Annotated in this window: 9 protein-coding genes and 2 pseudogenes; 4 read left to right on the forward strand and 7 right to left on the reverse strand. The window is 67.5% G+C overall.

Translation table 11 applies throughout. From position 1 onward, the window contains the following. Positions 1-104: 104 nt before the first annotated feature. Positions 105-1,481 (reverse strand): annotated as a pseudogene (locus tag ACGFZQ_RS09765) (NAD(P)/FAD-dependent oxidoreductase); the annotation flags it as partial. Next, positions 1,478-1,705: a ferredoxin gene (locus ACGFZQ_RS09770; RefSeq protein ID WP_393839846.1), complete on the reverse strand. Its 228-nt coding sequence runs from the start codon at positions 1,703-1,705 to the stop codon at positions 1,478-1,480. The pseudogene ACGFZQ_RS09765 and the gene ACGFZQ_RS09770, both read right to left, overlap by 4 nt. Before the next feature lie 486 nt (positions 1,706-2,191). On the opposite strand from ACGFZQ_RS09770, the gene ACGFZQ_RS09775 reads away from it, so the two are divergent. Continuing rightward, on the forward strand, positions 2,192-2,749 hold the full coding sequence (locus ACGFZQ_RS09775) for a GNAT family N-acetyltransferase (protein ID WP_393839847.1): 558 nt from the start codon (positions 2,192-2,194) through the stop codon (positions 2,747-2,749). Between the two features lie 27 nt (positions 2,750-2,776). Here the strand turns inward: ACGFZQ_RS09775 and ACGFZQ_RS09780 are convergent, their stop codons facing one another. Both ACGFZQ_RS09780 and ACGFZQ_RS09785 read right to left on the reverse strand, forming a co-directional pair. Next, entirely contained in the window at positions 2,777-3,802 is a 1,026-nt protein-coding gene (locus ACGFZQ_RS09780; RefSeq protein ID WP_393839848.1) for a cytochrome P450, read from the reverse strand. 1,069 nt (positions 3,803-4,871) lie between these two features. After that, positions 4,872-4,961, reverse strand: a pseudogene (locus ACGFZQ_RS09785) (IS5/IS1182 family transposase); the annotation flags it as partial. Between the two features lie 178 nt (positions 4,962-5,139). On the opposite strand from ACGFZQ_RS09785, the gene ACGFZQ_RS09790 reads away from it, so the two are divergent. Further along, positions 5,140-5,388, forward strand: coding sequence for a hypothetical protein (locus ACGFZQ_RS09790; protein ID WP_393839849.1), 249 nt, complete (start codon positions 5,140-5,142; stop codon positions 5,386-5,388). 291 nt (positions 5,389-5,679) lie between these two features. Here the strand turns inward: ACGFZQ_RS09790 and ACGFZQ_RS09795 are convergent, their stop codons facing one another. After that, on the reverse strand, positions 5,680-6,204 hold the full coding sequence (locus tag ACGFZQ_RS09795) for a hypothetical protein (RefSeq protein ID WP_393839850.1): 525 nt from the start codon (positions 6,202-6,204) through the stop codon (positions 5,680-5,682). A 457-nt stretch (positions 6,205-6,661) separates the two neighbouring features. On the opposite strand from ACGFZQ_RS09795, the gene ACGFZQ_RS09800 reads away from it, so the two are divergent. Further along, on the forward strand, positions 6,662-7,189 hold the full coding sequence (locus ACGFZQ_RS09800) for a hypothetical protein (protein WP_393839851.1): 528 nt from the start codon (positions 6,662-6,664) through the stop codon (positions 7,187-7,189). Here ACGFZQ_RS09800 and ACGFZQ_RS09805 read toward each other — a convergent pair. Continuing rightward, on the reverse strand, positions 7,171-8,847 hold the full coding sequence (locus ACGFZQ_RS09805; RefSeq protein WP_393839852.1) for a hypothetical protein: 1,677 nt from the start codon (positions 8,845-8,847) through the stop codon (positions 7,171-7,173). The genes ACGFZQ_RS09800 and ACGFZQ_RS09805 overlap by 19 nt on opposite strands. Positions 8,848-9,059: 212 nt before the next feature. Next, entirely contained in the window at positions 9,060-13,040 is a 3,981-nt protein-coding gene (locus ACGFZQ_RS09810; protein ID WP_393839853.1) for a LamG domain-containing protein, read from the reverse strand. A gap of 785 nt (positions 13,041-13,825) precedes the next feature. Here ACGFZQ_RS09810 and ACGFZQ_RS09815 point away from each other — a divergent pair. Beyond that, a partial coding sequence (locus ACGFZQ_RS09815; protein WP_393839854.1) for a ricin-type beta-trefoil lectin domain protein occupies positions 13,826-21,540 on the forward strand: 7,715 nt, incomplete at its 3' end.

Below are 21,540 nucleotides of genomic sequence, written 5' to 3' on the forward strand. Positions count from 1 at the left end.
GCCCGGGCGGAGTAGTCGAAGATCCGTTGCAGCGTGCCGGGCGTCCCAATCGTGGTCGTCCGGCCTTCCTCCTGCCGACGCCACCGCCGATGCCGATGCCGATGCACGGCAGTGACGCGGCGGTCACCCGGGTCATGGTCGGTGACGACCACGGTGGCGCCCGGCGTGAGCAGGGCGGGGCCGGGGAAGCCGACGGGCACCGGTTTCATGTCGGCCGGCTGGTCCGGCGTGGGGCAGGGGGGCGGGAAAGGCGCGGCCGTCTCGATCAACCGCCGGTAGTGGTCCAGCCACTTGCCGTTGTCGAAGCTCACGGCAGCCGTGACGCGGCCCCGATAGCCATACGCGGCGACGAAACGGCGGTCGTCCAGCGATCCCTGGGTGACGACCACCTCGTCGGCGAAGGCCGGCACGCCGACGGACTTGATGTTGACGCCGAACTGGATCGACCAGAACAGCGGGACCGACAGGCGGGGCCGGCGGTCCGCCTGGGCGCTGACCATGTTGTGTGCCGCGACCTCTCCCTGCTCCACGGCGTTGGCCCAGTGCTCCAGTGCGATGAGCCGGTTCTCGTAGGCGGGGTTCGGGCAACGTGCCACGTCTCCCGCGGCGAAGACGTCGTCGGTGACGCGGCCGTCGACGTCGAGGGCGCGGCACCCCGTGTCACAGGTGATTCCCCACTCGCCCGCCGCCAGTCCCGACTCCCGCAGCCACTCGGTGTTGCGGATGCTCCCGAGTGCCACCACCGCCACATCGGCGTCGACCGTACTGCCGTCCGCGAAGTGAGCACGGCGAAACCGTCCCTGCGCGTCGCCCTCCAGCCGGGTGATCTCGACACCGCACCGCAGGTCGACACCATGGGCGCGCTGCATGTCGGCCGCGACCTCGCCGATCAAGGCGCCGAACGCCCCGGCCAGCGGGTACGGCGCGAGTTCGGCGACGGTCACCGGGACGTCCCGCTCGCGGCAGACGGAGGCGATCTCGGAGCCGGTGAATCCCGCACCGATGACCAGCACCCGGGAGGGCCCGGCGGCGAGGGCCCGCTGCAGGCCCTCGGCGTGCTCGCGCGTGCGTACGACGAACACCCCGTCCAGGGCGGCCTCGGACTCGACGAACCACGGCCGGGCCCGTACCCCGGTGGAGATCAGCACCCGGTCGAAGGGAACCTCGCGTCCGTCGGCGAGACGCACGTGGCTCGTCGCCAGGTCCAGCCCGCTGGCGGGCACGCCCAGCAGCCACTCCGCATCGATGTCACGACGGCGGGGCAAAGTCGTGCCTCCGGCCGGCACCCACCCGGTCAGTACCTGCTTGGACAGGGGAGGCCGGTCGTAGGGCTCGCCCGACTCGTCACCGATCATGGTCAGCGATCCGGTGAAACCCTCGTCTCGCAGAGCCTCCGCGGCCCGCAGCCCCGCCAGCGAAGCCCCGACGACCACGATGCGGCCATCGCGCCTGAACGCACGCAGGTTGTCGGCACCGGTCATGACGGTGGCGCCTTAGCCGGTGCGTGCCGCGCATCCGGTTGGTCGACCAGGATCGCCTGGACCGGGCAGGCCGCCGCGGCGCGCAGCACCTGGTCGTGCCGGGCGTCGTCGGGGTTCGGGTCGTACATGAGCGCTTCCCCACCGTGCATCCGGAACACCTCCGGAGCCAGGAACGCGCACTGCGCATACCCCGCACATCGGGAAAGATCGACGACAACTTTCACCCCGACCTCCACAGGGAGTGGGAGCTTCAGACGCTTCAGACGCTTCAGACCTCACGCCGGCGCCACTCCGGCGCGCAACGAGCGAGGATCCGGCCGCTGCCCACCCTGCGAAGTGCGAGGGGGGTGCACCGCGCTCGTCGGGTCTCCATGAAAAGAACTGGTCATGGCGGCCAAGGCGATCGGCGCCCGGCTGGGGGACGTATCCCTGGTTGCGGCTGCCTTTTGGTTACGTAAGCGGCGCTCTTCTGGATTGCCGTTTCGACGGAAACCGTGCGGCACGGTGCGCCGGAATACCGTCAGAGAATCAGCGTAACAGCGGCACCGATACCGGCGAGTCCAGCGTTGATCGATTAGATGTGCGCAGGCCAGAGACCCGGTCCTGCACTTCTTCGGCCGGAGTCGGTCTCGCCGAATCCCGCCATCTCGCGTCGCCTGCCTCGGTGTGCCTCTCAGCCTCGCGCGCACCGCAGCGTGATCAAATAGGGCATGGCATCGTCCTGGGCTGGTCAGCGGGTCCGCCTACGCGCTGTCGAGCCCGACGACTGGACGGCGTTCATGCGCTTCGCCGACGATGACGGGCGGCGAGGAAGCCGGCTGGATCTGCCGCGGTCCGCCGAGAGCTACCGTGCCTGGGCGAAGGAGCAGGCCGTTGCCGAGTGCGATGACGACCGCTTCCGGTTGGCAGTCGAAGCGACGGCCACGGGAGAGCTGGTCGGCACAGTCGGCTCGCATCGCACCGGTCGTCGTTCAGGCTGGTTCGAGTGCGATGTCACGATCGGCGCTGACCACCGGCGCAGGGGCTACGCGACGGAAGCCGTAGAACTGCTGCTGCGCTTCATGTTCGCCGAGCGGCGCTACCACAAATGCCTGGCAGCGATCTTCGCCCACAACGAGGCATCGCTGGCGCTTTTCCGTCGGCTCGGCTTCACCGAGGAAGGGCGCCTGCGGGAACACGTCTTCTTCGCCGGCCGGCACCACGACCTCGTCATGATGGGCCTGCTCGCCGACGAGTTCGACCAGCGACACACGATGAGCCAACCGTGAGCTGGTCGTCCAGGCGCAGGACAGCCCTCAGCCGCGCAAGGTGGCGCGCAGGCGCAAGCCGACCGTCGCGAGACCTTCGAGGGTGGTGACCTGGTAGCTGGGTTCCGGTCCGGGTGGCTCGCTCAAGTGGCAGCGGCGGGCGGTCTGCGCGGTCAGGAGCGTCAGCATCGCCATGGCCAGAGCGGCTCCCTCGCAGCCATGCGGCCCGGTACCGAAAGAGAGGAAGACCCCGGGTTTCGCCGGCGAGCCCGAATCACCGAGCCAACGCTCGGGCTGGAACCGGTCCGGCTCGGAGTACTCCCGTGCGTCGCGGTGGGCGGTGTAAGGGCAGACGAGAACGGTGGACCCGGCGTCGATGGTGTAGTCGGCGAGCTGGGTCTGTCGCGGGGCGCGCCGGGTCAGCAGCCAGCTCGGGGGGTACAGCCGGAGCACCTCGCTCACCAGTGCCTGGGTGTATCGCAGGCTGCCGAGGTGGGTGCTGGTCGTCGCGGCCGGGTCCGCGGGCAGCGAGGCGGCTTCGGCCGCGACGCGGCTCGCCGCCTGGGGGTGCCGGGCCAGGTGGAGCAGGATCCATCCGGCTGCCCGGGAAGGGGTCTCGAAGGTGGCGACGGTGATTCCGGGGAGAGTGTCGAGGATGGCCTCTTCCGGCAGCGGGCCGTGGTGGGGGGAGGGCTGGAGCATCTGCCCCAGCATGTCGTCACCGAGCCGGCCCGATGAACGACGCCGGCGGACGATGGGCCGCAGAGCGTCGATGAAGGCGACTTGCTGCCGGGTGCGGAACCGCCGTGCCGGTGTGGGGATCCAGCGCGGCCAGACCCAACGCGAGGGGCGTACGAGCACCTCCCGGGCCAGGAAGAGCTGTGCGGCATAGGGCAGCAGGGTGGGAGCGTCTTCGGAGAAGAGGTAGCTCACGCCGATCTCTGCCAGGGTGTGCCGGACCGGGGGCAGGATCTCGACGTCCTGGCCCGTGGGCCACTGGTCGGCAAACCGGGCGGTCCGGGGCGCGATCTCTCCGATCCGGGCTGCGACCGCCTGCGCACGCAGTCCGCGCATGCGGGCGGCGTGAGCGTACGCACGCTCCTCGGGTGTCGGTGCTCCGCTCGACCGCTTCAACGGCGGGAAGAGAGGCGAGGACGCCTTGGGGAAGTCATGCGCGCGACGCAGGACTGATTCACACGGCCCGGCCGCAGCGGCTACGTAGACACCCGGCTCCAGCTGCCAGACGTCCCCGCACTCGTCAGCGCCACGGCGCGCCAATGCCAGCCGGTCGCGGCTCCAGGCCGCGAAGCTGCCTTCGGGCAACCGCGGCGGCTCATTCCTTCGGCCCATGAGATCGTCCCTGGCTCTCGTACCTGTCCAGGCCGATGTCGTCGGCAGCGTGGCCGGGAACCGGCGGGCGCCCCTGGGCGCCCGCCGACAGTGCTGTCGGGTCCTAGTCGTCGCCCGCGTAGGCGTCCCATTCGTGGGCCCCGTACGCACCGTAGTGGCGGGTGAAGGACAGCTTGCCGAGCAGCTTGGCGATCATGATGCACTCCTCTCGCCTGTCTTCAGCACCAAATGCCACACATGACATCTTCCCACATACGGCACATATGCGATATTGGGGATATTCCATTCATCGACCGCATGCATCCACTACTGATCACCGCAATCGGGAACCGCGGGAGCGCCGCCGCGGAGGGCGGCAAGGGCAGCCGCGGACAGGTCGTCGTTGTCGCCGGCCGGTAGCCGCGTCAACAGGGGCCGTTCCGTGGCCACCCCCGCCGAGATCCTGCGGTACGGCGGCGAAGTACCGCAACCACCACAACCTCTGACGGTCAGTAGCGTCCTTAGTACCGCCCGGCAGCGGCCGGTCTGCTCCTCCGCGGCCGCTATGGATCAGAAGCTCCCCGCCTCACACCCGTGCAGATCCGGTGAGGAGCCACGAGGAAGCGCGGCGGCCGGCGGCTGCGTGGCCCACACGCCCCGCACGCGTGATCGGTGCGAAACAACGAGAGAGACAGCCTGCCCGACCAACTGCACGACCTCAGCACTCACTTGATCCCCGATGCGTTGCGACTCCGAAAGACCTGGCGCATGGCCCCTTCGTCGAGCGGTCCGGACTGAGGCCGGGCTTTGGAAACGTGGCCACGAACACGATCGCGGCCAGCACCTCCCGGTCACGGTGGCGGCGCCGGCCACCGCCCTGCGGCCGCGACGGCGCCTCCGGAACCGCGTCGGCCCACACACCGTGGAGCGGACGTGGTTCCTGGCGTCCAGGTGGAGCACGCCACTGTGTACGAACGACCTGGACGCCAGAGGCCGCGTCTGCTCGGCTTCGCCTGCGTCGACGGCAGAGAGGATGGGAGCCCCCACGCACGCCACTACGGCCTGATGATGCCGTGCGGGCGGTGGCCGGTCGGGTACGGCTGACTGTTCCGGGCGCGGCCGTCGTCGGTCTGCGCGTGCTGCACTTCGGTACCGCGGACGACGGCCGGCTGTTCTCCAGCGAGCGGGGCAACGTGATCGCCGCCTCCTCGTACTCGCGCGCATGGAAGCAAGCTCGCGCCATGGCGTTCCCACCCCAACAGGTCGCCTCCGTCCTGGCAGCTCGCCCGTACGACCTCCGGCACGCGCGTGTCTCCCAGTGGCTCAACTAGGGCGTTCCCCCACCGGAGGTGGCGGCTTGTGCCGGCCACTAGGTGGACGTCCTTCTCAAGATCTACGCCAAGCGCATCGACAGCCACGAGCAGGAGATGAACGACCGAATCCTGAAGGGTCTGGGGGAGGAGGGCGACACGGAGTCCTGAACCGGCCCACGCGCTCCTCACACGAAAGCCCCGGAGCGATCCGGTGCCTTCGTCATTCACGGACCGGACATGCGGAGATGTCCCGGCCAAGGCGATTCTCAGGAACGGTGAACGCTTGAGCAGGAGTGCTGGACTCCATCATCAGGCCGGAACCGCGAGTGCGACCCGCTCGTCCTGTCCTTGCCATGTGACCCACAGATGCGTGGGCATTCGCGCGCTTCCCGTCCGATAGACCAAGAACTCGCGTGCCTCTCCAGGAGCGAGCTCCACGTTGCTGACTCCGGTCCGGAAATTGAACTCTCGATCTTGGGTACTGATGCCCGGGGCATCGTGAATGGTCACGCGCATGGCCACGGCTCCACCTACGTTGCGAAGGCGTAAGCGGCTGCCGCCACCGACACGCTCGACTCGCAGTTCCACCTGAGGCTCTGCCGCTCTTTGCCGCTCTTCGGCTTCCTGTCGCTGGAGGGCCAGCGAGCCTTCCGCTGCGGTTGCGGATCGCTCCGCTGCGTCTGATGAACGTCGCGCCTCCCGTGCGGATGTCCGCGATGCCTCAGCTGACTGCTCCGACGCTTTAGCAGAGCGGACGCCCAGCTGGTAGCTGATGGCCACCGAAATGACCGATACCGTCAGTGCCGCCCACCCAGACAGGTCGCCCATCTCCATGGTTGGACGATAGCGGCGCGGTTGCCTGGCTCGGGCCAGAGACTGACCCGGTCCGCGAGTGCACCCTTACGTCGTCATTACGTGATCACTGTCATGGGGCTGCATCGAGCCGCATCCGCCTGCGCATACAAAAAGACCCCGCACTCAGCAAACTCGCTGATCGCGGGGTCTTCAGGCACCTGATCCAAGGTGCCCCCGGCAGGATTCGAACCTGCGCACACGGCTCCGGAGGCCGTCCGATTCCCGCATGTTTCCGCAGGTCAGCGGCTTACCTGACGAGTTGTCAGGCCCGTCGTCCCGCGCATGTCCCGCGAGATTGAAATGGGCCATTCGCTCGTCTTGTCCGGATGATCCCCTGTCGCGGCCGGTCTATGCACCATGACGTAGATCACGGCTTCCTCGGGCAAGCGTAGGGGTATATGGTGCGCCACTCAATCGAACAGGGAGGCTGTCCGGAGTGCGCGCGCAGGTCAAGCGAGCCGGTTGTGCGCCGGGGGTGCTCCCGCTGTCGGGGCGACGATGGCTGGTGAGCGTGTCCCGCCGCCGCTTGTCCGCATGCCCTGAGGGCATGCGTCCGTGCTGGGCCTTCGGGCCGGGTGGGAGGTCCATCGCTGACGCGGTCGTCGGCGACCTGCTCGGCTCGGCCCTGGAGGATCTCCAGGGCCATCTCGCCGATCCAGTTCTCGGCGGCGGGGCCGGTCTTGGTGAAGAAGCACCAGGCTGCGCCCCACGCGTACTCCAGCACGTGAACGAAGTCGATCAGCAGGCGTACCTCCAGCCCGCGCGCGTCGCACTGATCATGGATCAGGTCCAGCTGGTGCCGGGGGCCGCCGACCAGCATCACCCATTCCCGCTCCTGGTCGGGTCGCGGCGCTCGGCCTCGTCGAACACCGTGCCGAAGACCTGCGCGGCGTCGCGTTCGACGGAGGCGGCCCACCACTTCGACTGTGCCAGCCGTGATGCGGATCAGCGGACGTTGACGTAGTCGGTGACCCTGGCGCTTCTGAGGTAGTGGTCACCGGTCTGGCGGTTGACGACGAGGGCCCAGGTGCCGTCCCGTTCGGCGCTCACCATGCCGACGAGGTGGCCGTGCTTGTCGCTGTCCAGGTCGCAGGCGTAGTGGTAGCTGCTGGAGCCGCGGGGCTTGAAGTAGAGGCTGGGGGAGCCGCCGTAGAGCGGCTTCCAGGTGGTGCCCTTCTTGTACTGCAGGGTGCCGGCGAAGCTGATCGACTGTCCCTTGCGGACTGGGTCGTGGGAGGCGTGGAAGCCGGTGATGCGGGTGGCGTAGCGGTAGAGGTGGACGGGCTTGGTTGTGCTGGTGCCGAGGTCGTGGTTGCCGTCGAAGCGGGCTCGCCAGTAGGCGTCGGTGTCCGGCGCGGTGAGGGTGCGGGCGAACCACTCCTGGAACAGGGGTTTGTTGTAGCGGATCGGGAGCGGAACGGTGGTGGCGTTCTTCCAGCCGGTCTTGCCGTCCTTGGAGTACTGCAGGGTGACGGTGGGCTTGGCGGGCCAGTGGGCGCGTGGGTCTTCGTAGTAGACGTAGCCGTAGGTCGGCATGGACCCGTCGTCCTTGAGGGACGCGGTCAGGTCGATGTGGGTGGTGTACGCGACGTGCAGGCTGAAGGGTTCGGTGGCGATCTGCTGGAAGGGCATGTTGTCGGTGCCCGCCATGAGTTCGGCGGTCGGGGCGGCGTTGTACGAGGAGACGGGCAGTGTGTAGGCGCCCTTGCTGTCGGTGGTGGTCTGGCCGACCAGGAATTTGGGAAGACCGTCCGAGTCGAGGCCGTAGAGGGTGATCGCGGTGTGCGGCAGTGGTTGCCAGCCGGCGGTGGTCTGGATCTCCGCGTGGCCGGTGACGGTGCCGGTGGCACCCTGCTTCAGGTTCAGGGCATGCGTGCTGGCCGAGAAGCGGACCGGTGCCTGTGTGGTGTGCAGGTCCTGGGGGTACATCGGCAGGTCGATCGCCCCCGGGTAACTCCTGGAGACCTCGGCTGCAGCGGACAGCTGGAAGAACGGGTCGGTGGGGACGAAATCGGCGGTGAAACGGCCGTCGACGCCGGTGGTCGCTTTCAGCCTGCTGCGCCCGGCGCTGACGTCGACGGTGATGCCGTCGGCGGGAACCGGGGCGTCGGGGTCGCGGGGATCCCGGGCGACGGCGGTACCGCTGACGGAGACCTCCTGGTGGAGGTAGTCGGGCACACTCGGGGTGGCGGTCAGACCGGAGACCATGACGATGGTCCGGTACTGCAGGGGGTCGGGGGAGAGGGCGCCGGTGACGGTGGCGCCGGAGGCGTCCTGTAGATCGACGGTCACCCGGTAGTCACCGAGTTCCGCCAGGCGGACTGGCGCCCGCCAGGTGCCGGACGTCGCGTCCTGTCCGGAGTACTGGGTGAAGTCCTCGGTTGATCCGGCCTCTGGGGCTCCCTCTGGTGCGTCCAGCGGATAGAAGTGGGCCGTGACGCGGGTGATCGGGCTGTCGGAGTGCGCTGTCACGAAGACCAGACCCGGCTCGTCCCAGCCGTTGGCGTCGATCAGGACGGGGCCGCTGGCGGTGCCGTCCGCCCAGGCTGGGGTGAGGCCCGTGAACAGGCTGGCGGTCAGTACGGTTGCCGTGGCCGCCGCCAAGAAGGTGCTGCGTCTCATGATGGTCCCCCCAGAGAATTGGTCGACTCTGCAAGCGAGAGCGCAAGGATCCGACTGCGGCCCCTCGGCACTCTTGGGTCTGTCAAGTGATCGAGAACTGTAGTGGTGTGCTCTGACAGTTCGGTACGTAGGTCTGCTGCATGATCGCCCCGCGAACTCGGCAGGCGCTCGACCGAAGTGACTCGGTCGAGCGCCTGAACGTCCCTCAGCGGTCAGTCGAGTTGGCTGATGGCGGGGTTGTCACCGGTAGCGGCTGCGTCGGCGGGAGGCAGGGCGGTGTTGTAGACGTGGATGTCGCTGATGCCTGCGTTGGCGTACTCGCCGTAGGCGCCGGAGGAGAGTTTGCGGCCGATCTGGAGGGAGCCGGTCGCGTTCCAGGGAGTGTAGGTCCAGTCCTTGGCGGCGGTGAGTTTACCGTTGACGTAGAGCCGGATTTCCTGGTTGGTGGCGTCGAAGACGCCTACCAGGTGTGTCCATTTGCCTATGACGGGCTTGCTGCCGTAGGTGGCCTGCCAGACGGCACCGCTCGCGTCGGTGCTGTGTCTGCCGAAGGCCCACGCCTGGGCGCCCGAGGAGTAGTACAGCTGAAAGCCGTTGTTGACGGCCCCGTCCTGCGAGACGAATGTCGAATTGGCGGACGACGAATTGAGCTTGATCCAGGCAGAGACGGTGAAGCCCCGCGAGGTGTCGACGGCCGCCCCGGAGGTATTGGCATGGCCGGTGGTGCCGTTGAGGTTGATGTACTTGCTTCGAGCCGAGTCGCTGCTCCAGGTATAGGCGCCGCTCAGCGAGGCTGGGAGCCCACCACTGCAGCCGGAGTCTGTGGCGGTGGCGCAGTCGGCGGCGGTGTTGCCGGTGCCGTCGTCAAGGTTCCACCAGTGAGTCGCGGCGTTGGCGGCGGTGCCCAGGGAGACAGGGGCGGCGAAGTTGGCGGTGGTGCCGGTCGGGGCGGTACCTGGGTACTCGATCAGTTCGCCGTGGGTGTCGGTCACGTAGAGATCGGGGTTGCCGTCCGGGCCGCCGGAGAGGCTGTTCACGTCGCCGGACGATGCGATCTGGGGGTAGACCGTCGGGGGCAGGGTGAAGGGCAGGGCGGTGTGGGTGGTGGCGTGCAGGATCTGGGGCAGGCCGTCGGAGCCGAGGGCGAGCGAGTAGGTGTACAGGGCGCCGGTGGTGTTGTCGCGGGCCCACAGAGTGGGGGTGCCACCGGTGACTTTGCCATCGCCGTTGGAGTCGGAGCTGAAGGTTCCGCCGACGGTGCCGGGTGCGATGAGGGTGAGGCCGGACCAGTCGCCGTCACCGAGGAGAATCGGGTTCTTCAAATGACCGATACTGTCGGATTGATAGAGCCACAGCTTCTTGGACTCGACGGTGATGACGGCTGGGTAGTTGTTGGAATTGCCGTAGACATTGCCCGGTGTCACGAGTTGGGTGATGTCCCAGCCTGCATTGTTGTATCCGGCCGTGCGGCAGCGTGTATCGTCGGAAACTATGTCGGACGACGCGCAGCTCTCCTTCGCGACGTTGTTGAAGCGTTTGTCCACGTAGCCGGGGAAAGTCGAGTTCTTCTCATCCGGGGTAGAGCTGTCCACGGGGTCGTGGTCGTTTTTGACAATGTAGAGCTGCTTGGTCTGCTTGTTGTAGGCGAACAAATCGTCGAATTCCGCGCCGTGCAGGTTGCCGCGGTGAGCGATCAGGTAGTTGTTCCAGCTGGATTGGTCGGGCGAGTCGTCCGGAGTCGAGACGAGTACCGGACCGTTGATCGCGGGCGGTGTGGTGGTGATGGGGCCGGTCTGGGCAGGAGCAGGGCTCTGGGCGGGGTCGGTGTCGCCAGGGATCAGTTCGAGGTCGCCGGTCTTCGTGGTGGCCAGCAGGTCGGGTACGCCGTCACCGCTGATGTCTCCTGGGGTGATTTTGGTCTTGGGATCCCAGGGGATGGTGAAGGTGTAGCTGGCGGGGGCCTGGGAGATGTTCCCGGCTGCGTCGACTGCGGCGACGTAGAGGGTGTGGATGCCCCAGTGGGTGATCGGGACGGGGACTGTTCCGGTGGCGATGCCGGAGCTGTCGCTGCTGGTGACGGCGGCCGTTGTGCCGGTGGTGGCAGTGGGCTGGCTGTCCAGTTGCCACAGGAAGTGGTCGATGCCGCTGGACAGGCAGGCGTTCGGGCTGCAGCTGGTGTCGGAGGGAGCAGCGTCGGTCGCGGTCACGATGAAGGGGGTGGTGTCGGGTCCGGCGTACACCAGCGGGTCGGCTGGTCCGGTGCCGGCGGGTGGGAAGGACTTGTTCGTGGCGATGTCGGGTGTGTCCGGTGGGGTGAAGTCGGTCTTGAACCAGCAGTGGTCGCTGATGTCGGAGGACAGGGGCTTTGCGTTGTTGTCCTGCGCGTAGGCGTCCCAGCCGTACTCGTGGCCGTCTTTGAGGGTGAACCCGATAGGCAAATTGACGTCTCTGGCGGTGTCCGCCGAGACGTAGCCGGTGGTGGGGTTTCCCTTGTCCTGGGCGTTGCCGCTGGAGTCGAGGACGGTGCGGTCCCAGACGTGAAAGATCGCCCTGACGTTTTCGCCGGAGACGTTCGACTTGACCTTCGCGTGCAGTTGGACGTTGCTTCCGGCACCGGAGTAAGTGGTCGCACCGATCCAGCCGTCGCCACTGGTGACACAGGAACCGGTGGCTCCGGTCGCGGGCGGCGTGGTGAGCAGGCTCGCCGGGACGTCCGGGGGGATGTCGAATGTCACGTTCATCGTGAGTTTGCTGGACATCCGCAGGTAGTCGTCGTTGCTGGAGGAGATGCTCTCGTTGCCGAAGAGGCCGACTGTCCAGTAGTCGCCGCTGGCGCTGTGGTACTTCGCTATCCGCTGGGCCTGATCCTTGACCTCGAAGCTCGCGGTGTGGTTGCTGCAGCTGCTGCCAGAGTTGGCCGCGCTGGGAATGGTGATTTTGACGGGGTCGTAGCTGTCGTCGACGGGGGCGGGCTTGTTGTTCCAGTCGGTGCCGGAGTCGATCGGCCCTGTGGTGTGAAGGGTGATCGGCTGGTTCTGTGAGCAGTCGTAGCTTGCCGCGTAGGTGGAGCTCACGGTGATGAGGGCGTCGTAGACGTGCATGGAGGGGTCGAGCCCGCTGGTGGGGATGGCGTAGTAAGAACGTTCCAGGCCGGTGCCGCAGACGCCGCCCCAGCGCTGGTAGCCCACGCCCTCACCGTTGGTCTGGGGCTTGTCGTACTGGGGGCTGTCGGAGCAGGTGGAGCTGGAGTACACCTCGTCGTAGTGGCCGGATGCCTTGGTGACCGGGTTGTCGAACGGGTCGATGTACACCGGGTAGGTGGTGTCCGGGTCGTTGAGCACGGTTGTGTCCGGTGCCAGGGTGATGCCGCTGGACGTGGTGCTCATCGGCACCGTGTTCACGTTGGCTCCCTCACCGGGGCCGTCGGCGGAGGATGCCACGGGGGCGGCGTCGGCCGTGGTGCTGTCCGGGGCGGGCGTGGTTTCCGCGGGTGCGTCCGAAGGGGTGCTGGAGTCCCACATCAGGGGGCGGGGGCTGGTGTAGGCGACGGTGCCGTCGGCGGTGATGGCGTTCATGCCGCCGGAATCCGTCGCGGAGAGGGCGAGGCCCTGAGTGGAGGCGGCCTCGGTGAGCTTTTTGATGTGCGGGTCGGCTGCGGCTGCGGCGTCGTGGACGATCAGTACGTCGCTGAAGCCACCCTGGTCGGTGACCGATACGGACAGGTCCACGCCAGGCAGTACGGACTTGTATACAGCGGTGTCGTCGCTGACGGTGGGCGCGGGGAGAGCGAAGGGCATGGTCAGCGCCATGCTGTGCCCGTCCTCGTTGGTCATGGTGACCAGCGGGCCGTTGCCGCCGCCGGACAGGGTGACGTCGTTCGGTGTGGCCTTCGGCGCGAGCGTCCCGTCCGCATTCGTGGCGAGAGTGGCGTCGACGGGTGTCCAGGTGCCGTCCTTGAGGACCCGTACCGGCATGACGTTGGTGGTGGAGGTGAACGTGCCGTCGGGGGTGGCGGTGACGGTGGAGGTCTCCGTCGTGAGGGAATCGACGGGCACATCGTGACCGCTGGCGACGGCCTCGGCTTGGGCGGCCAGCAGTGGATCACTCGGGGCGGACTCGTCGGCGCTTGCCGGTGCAGCTGGAACGGTGAGCAACAGACCTGCCAGCGCCGGGACAAGCGCCAAACGGCGCATCAGTTCCCTTCTGCTGCGCTGCTTTCGGGTATACCCGGACAACACTTAGCAACTCCCCCTCTTTTTGCAAATGCTTTGCATTCGTGATCTTCGCCACATCGATGGACTTCCAGGCCGTGGCGAGCGGTGTGCTTGGTGTCCGGTTTGCCATCAGGTGTTGATGTTCGTGACTTCACGGAAAGGGCACATCGGGCGCTCAGTTGGCATACGTCATGGTCACATCGCCGACACAGGGTATTGAGTTGACCGGTCCCTATCAATAGCCTCCCGACGATCACGCAGCGGGCGTGATTGGGGGGCGACGGTCTGTCAGGACCGCTGGTCGTGGGGGGAATTCTGTGAGCGGCAAGCGGCGTTGGTATGCGAGCGTCCAGTACCGGATCTGGGGCAGAGCGCTGACTCTCGCCACAACGGCTGTCGCGTTGTTGACACTCCTCGTGCCCGCTGCGGTGGCCGCTGGCGTGGTCGTGGGGCCATACCACTTCAAGGGCACGGTGTGGAATCCGAAGCCCCTGCCGAAGACCCCGGCAGTGGGCAGTCATACCCTCCGCCGACCCGCCGCCGTTCACCCCAAGGGCTACAAGGCAGCGAGCCGCTATCAGCCCGTCAAACCGGTGTGGCCGAGGGCTGGCACGAAAACTGTCTCCCTGACGCGCACCACCGGACCCGGTAACACCGCCTCTGGCACCGCGGCGACGCCGAGTCCGTCGTCCAGTCCCGCCAGCGCTTCCGCTGCATCGCCCAAGGCGGCATCCACGTCTTCCCCGAGCACTCGCGTCCTTCCGGTGACGAAGCCCGTCAAGGCCGGTGCCCTGCCGGTGTGGGTGTCACCGGCACCTGCCGCCGAGGACAAGTCAGGGTCCGCCAAGGCATCCGGCCCGGCGGCGATCAAGGTGAAGGTCGCGTCGCACGCCCAGACCCTGCGGGCAGGCGCCGACGGCATGCTCCTCGCCTTCACCCGCGCCGACGCGAAGTCCGGTGGCGGCCGGGTGCGTGTGGTCATCGACTATTCCTCGCTTGCCAAGGCGTACGGCGGTGGGTTCGGTTCACGTCTGCGGCTGTTCCAGGTGCCGGCTTGTGCGATGACCACTCCCCAGCTGAAGCAGTGTGGGACGCGGACCCCCATCACCTTCACCAACAGGGCGACAGCGGACCAGCTGACCGCCACGCTTACTATCGGCTCCTCCAGCGCTGCGGCATCACGTACCGCGAGCGGCACGGCCGAGCCGATGTCCGCGAACACCACCACGGCGAACACGACGACCGTGGAGGTCACCTCCGGCAGCTCCGGCTCCCAGGGCAATTACGCGGCAACCTCCTTGAATCCTGCGGGGAGTTGGCAGACCTCGGGCACCGGCGCCTTCACTTACTCCTACCCGATCGATGTCCCGTCCGTAGTCGGCGGCAACGTCCCGGCGGTGGCGCTGTCCTACGACTCGCAGTCCGAGGACGGGGAGACTTCGGCCCGGAACTCCCAGGCGTCCTGGATCGGTGACGGCTGGGACTACCAGCCGGGCTTCGTGGAGCGGGCGTATCGTTCCTGCGGCGCTCTGCTGGACAGCAGCGGCAAGAAGATCCTCAAGGGATCCGGGGACCAGTGCTGGGCCGGTGACAACGCCACGATCTCTTTCGGATCGCACTCCGGGCAGCTGGTGCCCGACGGCGTCGACTCCAGCGTGCCGGGCGAGATCAAGCAGTGGCGGCTGCAGGGCGACGACGGCACCCTGGTCCAGGAGCTGTCCGGGGCCGCCAACGGCCTGCACGACGGCGTCTACTTCCGGCTGCTGACCACGGACGGCACCGCCGCGTACTTCGGTGCCGACCACTCCCCGACGGGCCCCGGTCCCTCCGGGGCGATGCAGTCCGGTACTCCGGGCGACTCCTCGACCGATTCCGCCTGGGGTGTGCCGGTACTGCACCCGGAATCGGGCGATCCGTGCTACGACTCGGCCAAGGGCAAGGCGTCGCAGTGCGACAAGCACGAGGGCTGGCGCTGGAACCTTGACTTCGTCGTCTCGCCGAGCGGGTTCGTCCAGCGCTACGACTACACGACCGAGACCAACTACTACGACTTGGGCGGCGGCCAGGCCGCGACCGGTGACTCGGGGACCCTGACCTCGTACGTCCGCGGCGGCAGGCTCGACTCCGTCTCCTACGGCTACAAGCTCACCGACGAGCAGACCGGCCGCCAGCCCGCCGGCCAGGTGGTCTTCACCTCCAAGCAGCGCTGCCAGACCACGGGCACCTTCACCGACTGCTCGGCGGGAAACCTCAACGACAACACGGCCCCGCACTGGCCCGACGTGCCGTGGGACCTGCACTGCGACTCCACCGACAGCACCACCCTGCCGTCCGGGTCCACCTCCGTGCCGACCGATGTCTGCATCACGGCCGGACCGACGTTCTGGTCCACCACCCGCCTGGACAGCATCACCACGAAGGTCCACGTCAAGGATTCCTCGACGGACGATCTCGTCGACGTCGACAGCTACCAGCTGGGGCAGGTGTACTCGGACGCCGGCGGAACGGTCGACCCGGTCACCGGTACCACCATCGACCCCAAGGATGCGGGTTCCCTGCAGGCCGTGATGTGGCTGCAGTCGATCCAGCACACCGGCAAGGACACCTACGGCAACGGCAACAGCGCCATCAAGCTCAACCAGGTCTCCTTCACCGGTACCGAGATCGACAACCGGGTCAACGACACCTCCCCGTCCGCGCCGCCGCTGTACCGGCCGAGGATCTCCTCGATCCAGACCGAGACCGGTGAGTCCATCGCCGTCGACTACAACTCCAACCCGTGCGCGAACAAGACGCTGTCGATCTCGGCCGCGGACGGCAACACCAACTCCTGCTATCCGGTCTACTGGACGGTGCCGGGCGCATCGAAGCCGATCGCGGACTGGTTCAACAAGACCACCGTGCACACCGTCACGGCGTCCGACCGGACGATCGCCTCCCAGTACAAGCCGAACTCCACGAACAGCAACGCCGCGGGCTCGGAGATACAGGTCTCCACCTACAGCTACGCCGGTCCCGCCTGGCACCGGGACGACTCGGCCCAGACGGACGACCAGTACCGCACGTGGGACCAGTTCCGAGGCTTCCGCACGGTCACGGTGCAGACTGGTCAGGCTCCCGAGCCGGTGACCCAGCAGACCACCACCTACCTGCAGGGCATGGACGGCGACTACAAGGCCGACGGCACCCGCCGCTCGGTCAGCGTGGACGCCAAGGTCGGTGGCTCCACGGTCCAGACCGTCACGGATGCCGACCAACTCGCCGGCCAAGCCCTTCAGAGCGACACCTACACGGCGGCGGGCGGCACCGTCAACGCCGTAACCGTCAACGGTCCGTTCACCTTCACCACCACCGCCCACGCCGCCCAGACCCCGTGGACGGACTGGACCCAGGACGACAACCCCGGCCAGACCGAACCAGACCTGTCGACCCTCCCCGATCTGATCGCTCTGCGGATCAAGACCGCGCAGTCGCACGGCTACGCGCTGCTCGCCAACGGGACATGGCGCCACACCCGCACCGACACCACCTACGACAGCCAGGGCCGCGTCTCAACCGTAGACGCCCACGGGGACGTGAGCGTGGCCGCGCAGGAGAAGTGCGCCACCACCACCTATGCGTCGCCGCCCGCGGCCAACACCATGGCACTGTCTTACCCGGACCAGGTCACCTCCGTCAGCGGTCCCTGTGGCACGGCGGCCAGCTCCGGCACGCTGCTCGCCGACAAGAAGATTTACTACGACGGTGACGGCACCCTCACCAACCTCGGCACCTTCGGGCAGCTCGACCAGACCGGCAGCACGGCGGTCGGCCAGGCCAGTGCTGTGCAGACGGCCACCGGTTACACCGGGACCACGGAGAACTGGCAGACCAGCTCGGCCATGAAGTACGACGGGGCCGGCCGGGTCACGGATGCCCTGGACGCCACCGGGCAGAACACCCACACCGACTTCAGCCCCGCCTGGAGCCCGTTTGGCGGCAACACCAACCCGACCAGCATCACGACCACCAACTCCAAGAACTGGACGGTCACCTCCACCCTCGACCCGCTGCGTGGCCTGGCCACCGAGAACGGCGACGCCAACAAGCGCAAGACCGACATCACCTACGACGCGCTCGGCCGACGTACAGCCGTCTGGCTACCCGGCCGGGACAAGGCGTCGGGCCAGAGCGCGGACGAGACGTTCACCTACTCGATCAACCCCGGGGTGGTCATCGGGCCCAGTGGCAGCATCACCTCGTCGGGCGACCCCTCCACGGTGACCACGAAGACACTGCGCGAGGACGGCACCTACGCCTCGGCCATCACCATCTACGACGGCATGCTCCAGCCCCGCCAGACCCAGGCCACGGCCGACGGCGACACCAACTCCGGCCGGATCATCTCCGACAGCTTCTACGACTCGCACGGCTGGCAGACCGTGTCGTTCGCGCCCTACTCCGAGCCGAACAACTCCCCCTCCACCACCTTGTACGCGGCGAACGAGAACCAGGTCCCGTCGGAGACCACCACCGGGTACGACGGCGAGGGCCGCGCGACCACCAGCACGCTGTGGCACCAGGCGGTCCCGCAGTGGCACACCACCACGAGCTACCCTGGTGCCGACGAGACCGACACCACCGCCCCGGCCGGCGGCCGCTCCACCGCGACCTACACCAACGCACTGGGGCAGACCACCGAAAGCGTCGTCAAGAACACCGGCAGCACGGTCAAACTCACCCAGGGCCAGGTCATCCCATCAGGCACATCGCTGACCTCGGACAGCACCCGGCTGGCCATGCAGGCTGACGGCAACCTGGTACTGACCTCCCTCGCGACGGGCAAGACCCTGTGGTCGACCAGCACCTCCGGTAACCCGGGAGCCTTTGCCACCTTGCGGAGCGACGGCAACTTCGTCGTCTACAACGCGGGCGCCACCACCGCTCTGTGGTCGACCGGAACCACCACCGGCACCGTGATGCAGATCCAGAACGACGCCAACATGGTGCTTTATGACGGTACTGGTGCCGCGATCTGGAAGACCGACACCTGGCACCTGGCGAGCGAGGCCGACGCCGCCACCACGTACACCTACACCCCCGCCGGTCAGGTCGACACGATCAAGGACAGCGCCGGCAACACCTGGTCCTACCACTACAACCTGCTGGGCCAGAAGACGTCCCAGACCGACCCGAACACCGGCACCACCAGCTACGACCAGTACGACGTCGCCGGCAACCTGCAACAGGCCACCGACTCGCGCGGGCAGGTTCTGTCCTACAGCTACGACTGGGACAACCGCCCCACAGCCGAGTACAAGGGCGCGTGGTCGGCCACGCCGGATCCCACCAAGGAACTTGCTTCCTGGGAGTACGACACGCTTGCGAAGGGCTACCCGACCTCATCCACCCGGTACGTCGGCGGGAAGTCGGGATCGGCGTATATCCAGGCAGTCACCGGCTACAACACGGCCTATCAGCCGACCGGCAGCACCCTGACCGTCCCGGCCTCAGACGGCTTCGCCGCGGCCGGGCAGTCCACCGCCCCCAGCAGCGGCACCGTCACCTACATCAGCACGGCGACCTACACACCTGCTGTCGGCCTGCTGTCCACCGTGCACTACCAGGCCGACGGCAACCTGCCCGCCGAGGACGTCGACTACGGCTACACCCAGCAAGGAAACCTCGACGGCATCGGCGGCTTCATCAGCTCGTCCAACACACCCGCCTACCTGGACACCACCGTCCACGACCCCTTCGGCCGGGTCCTGCAGACCAACTACGGCCCCACCGGCAAGGAACTGGCAACCTTCGCCCAGTACGACGCCACCACCGGCCGGGTCACCCAGACATCCAGCATGCTGCAGACGTCCACCACCGCCCTGGACTTGACCAACTACCGCTACAACCAGGCCGGCGAGATCACCGCGATCGACGACCAGCAGAACAACACCACCCACGACACCCAGTGCTTCACCTACGACTCCTTCCAGCGCCTGACCGCCGCCTGGACGGACACCGCAGGTATCACCAACTCCACCAGCGCCCCGGTCGGAGCCGTCGGCGGCTGCACCACCGGCTTGGTGCAGACCACCACCACGGCCCCGGTCACGACCACCACGGTCGGCGGCCCGGCACCGTACTGGCAGACCTACAGCTACGACTTGCTCGGCGACCGCACCAGCATGGTCAACCACGACACCACTGGCACCGCGGCCAACAACACCACACAGACCACCGCCTACACCGGAACCGACGGCACCGCCACCGCGACCCTGCCCAACCAGGCGGGCACCACCACCAGCAGCAACCCGACCACCGGCACCGCCACCTGGACCCCCACCTACACCGACCCGGCCTACAGCAACAAGAACGCCGGCGACACTATCAGCCGCAAGACCACCACCACCGGTCCGCTCAACACCGGCTTCGCCCTCACCGGCGGCGGCAAGCTCTGCATCGACGACGCGGGCGCCTCCACCACGCCCGGCGGGGTGGTCCGCACCTACACCTGCAACGCATCCGCCGCCCAGAACTGGACGATCGGCACCGACGGCACCGTGAAGGTGCTGGGCACCATGTGCCTGGACACCACCGGTAACGCCACCACCGCCGGCACCCTCCTGGTCATCGACACCTGCAACAGCGACGCCACCCAGAAGTGGAAGGTCACCAGCACCGGCACACTGGTCAGCAACGCCAACAGCGCGATGTGCGTGACCGACCCCGGCGCCAGTGCCACCATCCGTACCCAGCTCACCCTCGCCACCTGCGGCAGCGCGGGCCAGACCTGGACCACCGCCGGCACCGGAGCCCTGCCGCCCGGCCAGACCCAGACCTTCACCTACGACGCCGAGGGCCGCACCGCCACCGTCGCCACCGGCTCGGGCACCCACACCAACACCAGCGGCTACCTCTACGACGCCGACGGCAACCTGCTGGAACAGACCAGCAGCGTCGACGGCACCGCCAAGTCCCGCATCCTGTACCTGTTCGGCGGCACCGAGCAGATCACCCTGAACGTCTCCGCCAAAACCTGGACCGGCCTGCGCTACTACCACGGCCCGGACGGCACCACCATCTGCCGCTCCAGCAGCGGAACCGTCACCTACGAAGTCGCCAACGCCCAGGGCACCGCCACCACCGCCATCGACGCCAGCACCCTGGCGGTCACCCGCCGCTACTACGACCCCTACGGCAACAGCCGCGGCACCAAGCCCACCACCTGGGTGGCCGCCGACGAGAACCACGGCTACCTAGGCCAGCCCACCGACAGCACCACCGGCCTGGACCTCCTCGGCGCCCGCAACTACGACGCCGCCCAAGGCCGCTTCCTCACCCCCGACCCGCTCTTCGAAGCGGGCGACCCCAACCAAATGGGCGGGTACACGTACGCCGCGGACAACCCTTCAACGAACTCCGACCCATCTGGCCAGTGCCCCAAGGACATCTGCCCCGACGGCGGGCAGAACACTGGGAAGACGCCGTACAACCCGCCCAGTGGCGGGGGCGGCACCGACAACTCCAACGGCAACACTTCTGACAACTCGTCTCCGACTCCCTCACCATCACCGGGCACACCACCCACCCCCGGCTCTTATCCGTCCGCTTCCCATGACGTGGTCTCCAAGGTTGTGGTGGCTGTCGTTGTACCGCTCTACGACGTCGCCAAGTGTGAGTTCTGGCTCACCGGAGGCGGCGCCGACCACGATCAAGCCTGCCAGGTAGCCGGCGGTGTCATCTCAGGCGGCGGCCTCGAGGGCAGCGCAGCAGGTGCAGCCGAAGGTGGCCTCGTCGGCGAGGGCGAGGGCGCCGCCGAGGGAGACGTCAGTGGTGTTGCGGCCGGCGCGGCCGGCGCAGGTGCCAAGGCACTCGACGAAGCGGCATCCGACGTCGAAGACCTGGCCGCCCTCAAGCGCGCGAACGCCCAGGAACGGGCCAAAGAAGCGGACGCCGCCGCCACCAAACCCGACGAGCCAGCGTCCGGTACGTCAAAGAGCGGAACAAAGTACACGAGTCGTTGCAGCTTCTCTCCCGACACTCCGGTCCTCATGGACGGTGGCAAGACCAAACCGATCGGCGAAATCAAGACCGGCGACAACGTCGAATCCGCGAACCCCGAGACCGGCAAACATCAAGGCGCCCGCACTGTCCAGCACGTGTGGATCAACCACGACCACGACCTGCTCGACCTCACCATCCGCACCAAGGACGGCCACACCGCCACCCTCCACACCACCGCCAACCACCCCTTCTGGGACGACACCACACACACCTGGGTCGCCGCCGGCAAACTCCACCCCGGCGATGCCCTCAACACCGCCACCAACGGCCACGCCCACGTCGTCGCCACCCAGCCCACACCCGGCACGGCAAACCGCTGGAACCTCACTGTCCAGCAACTCCACACGTACTATGTTGTGGCGGGCGGCATCCCGATCTTGGTTCACAACACCAATACGGGGTGTCCTACTTCATATGCCCTGTCGCTGAAAACGGG

Source organism: Streptomyces sp. NPDC048254, from assembly GCF_043201895.1.
Taxonomy (GTDB): Bacteria; Actinomycetota; Actinomycetes; order Streptomycetales; family Streptomycetaceae; genus Streptomyces.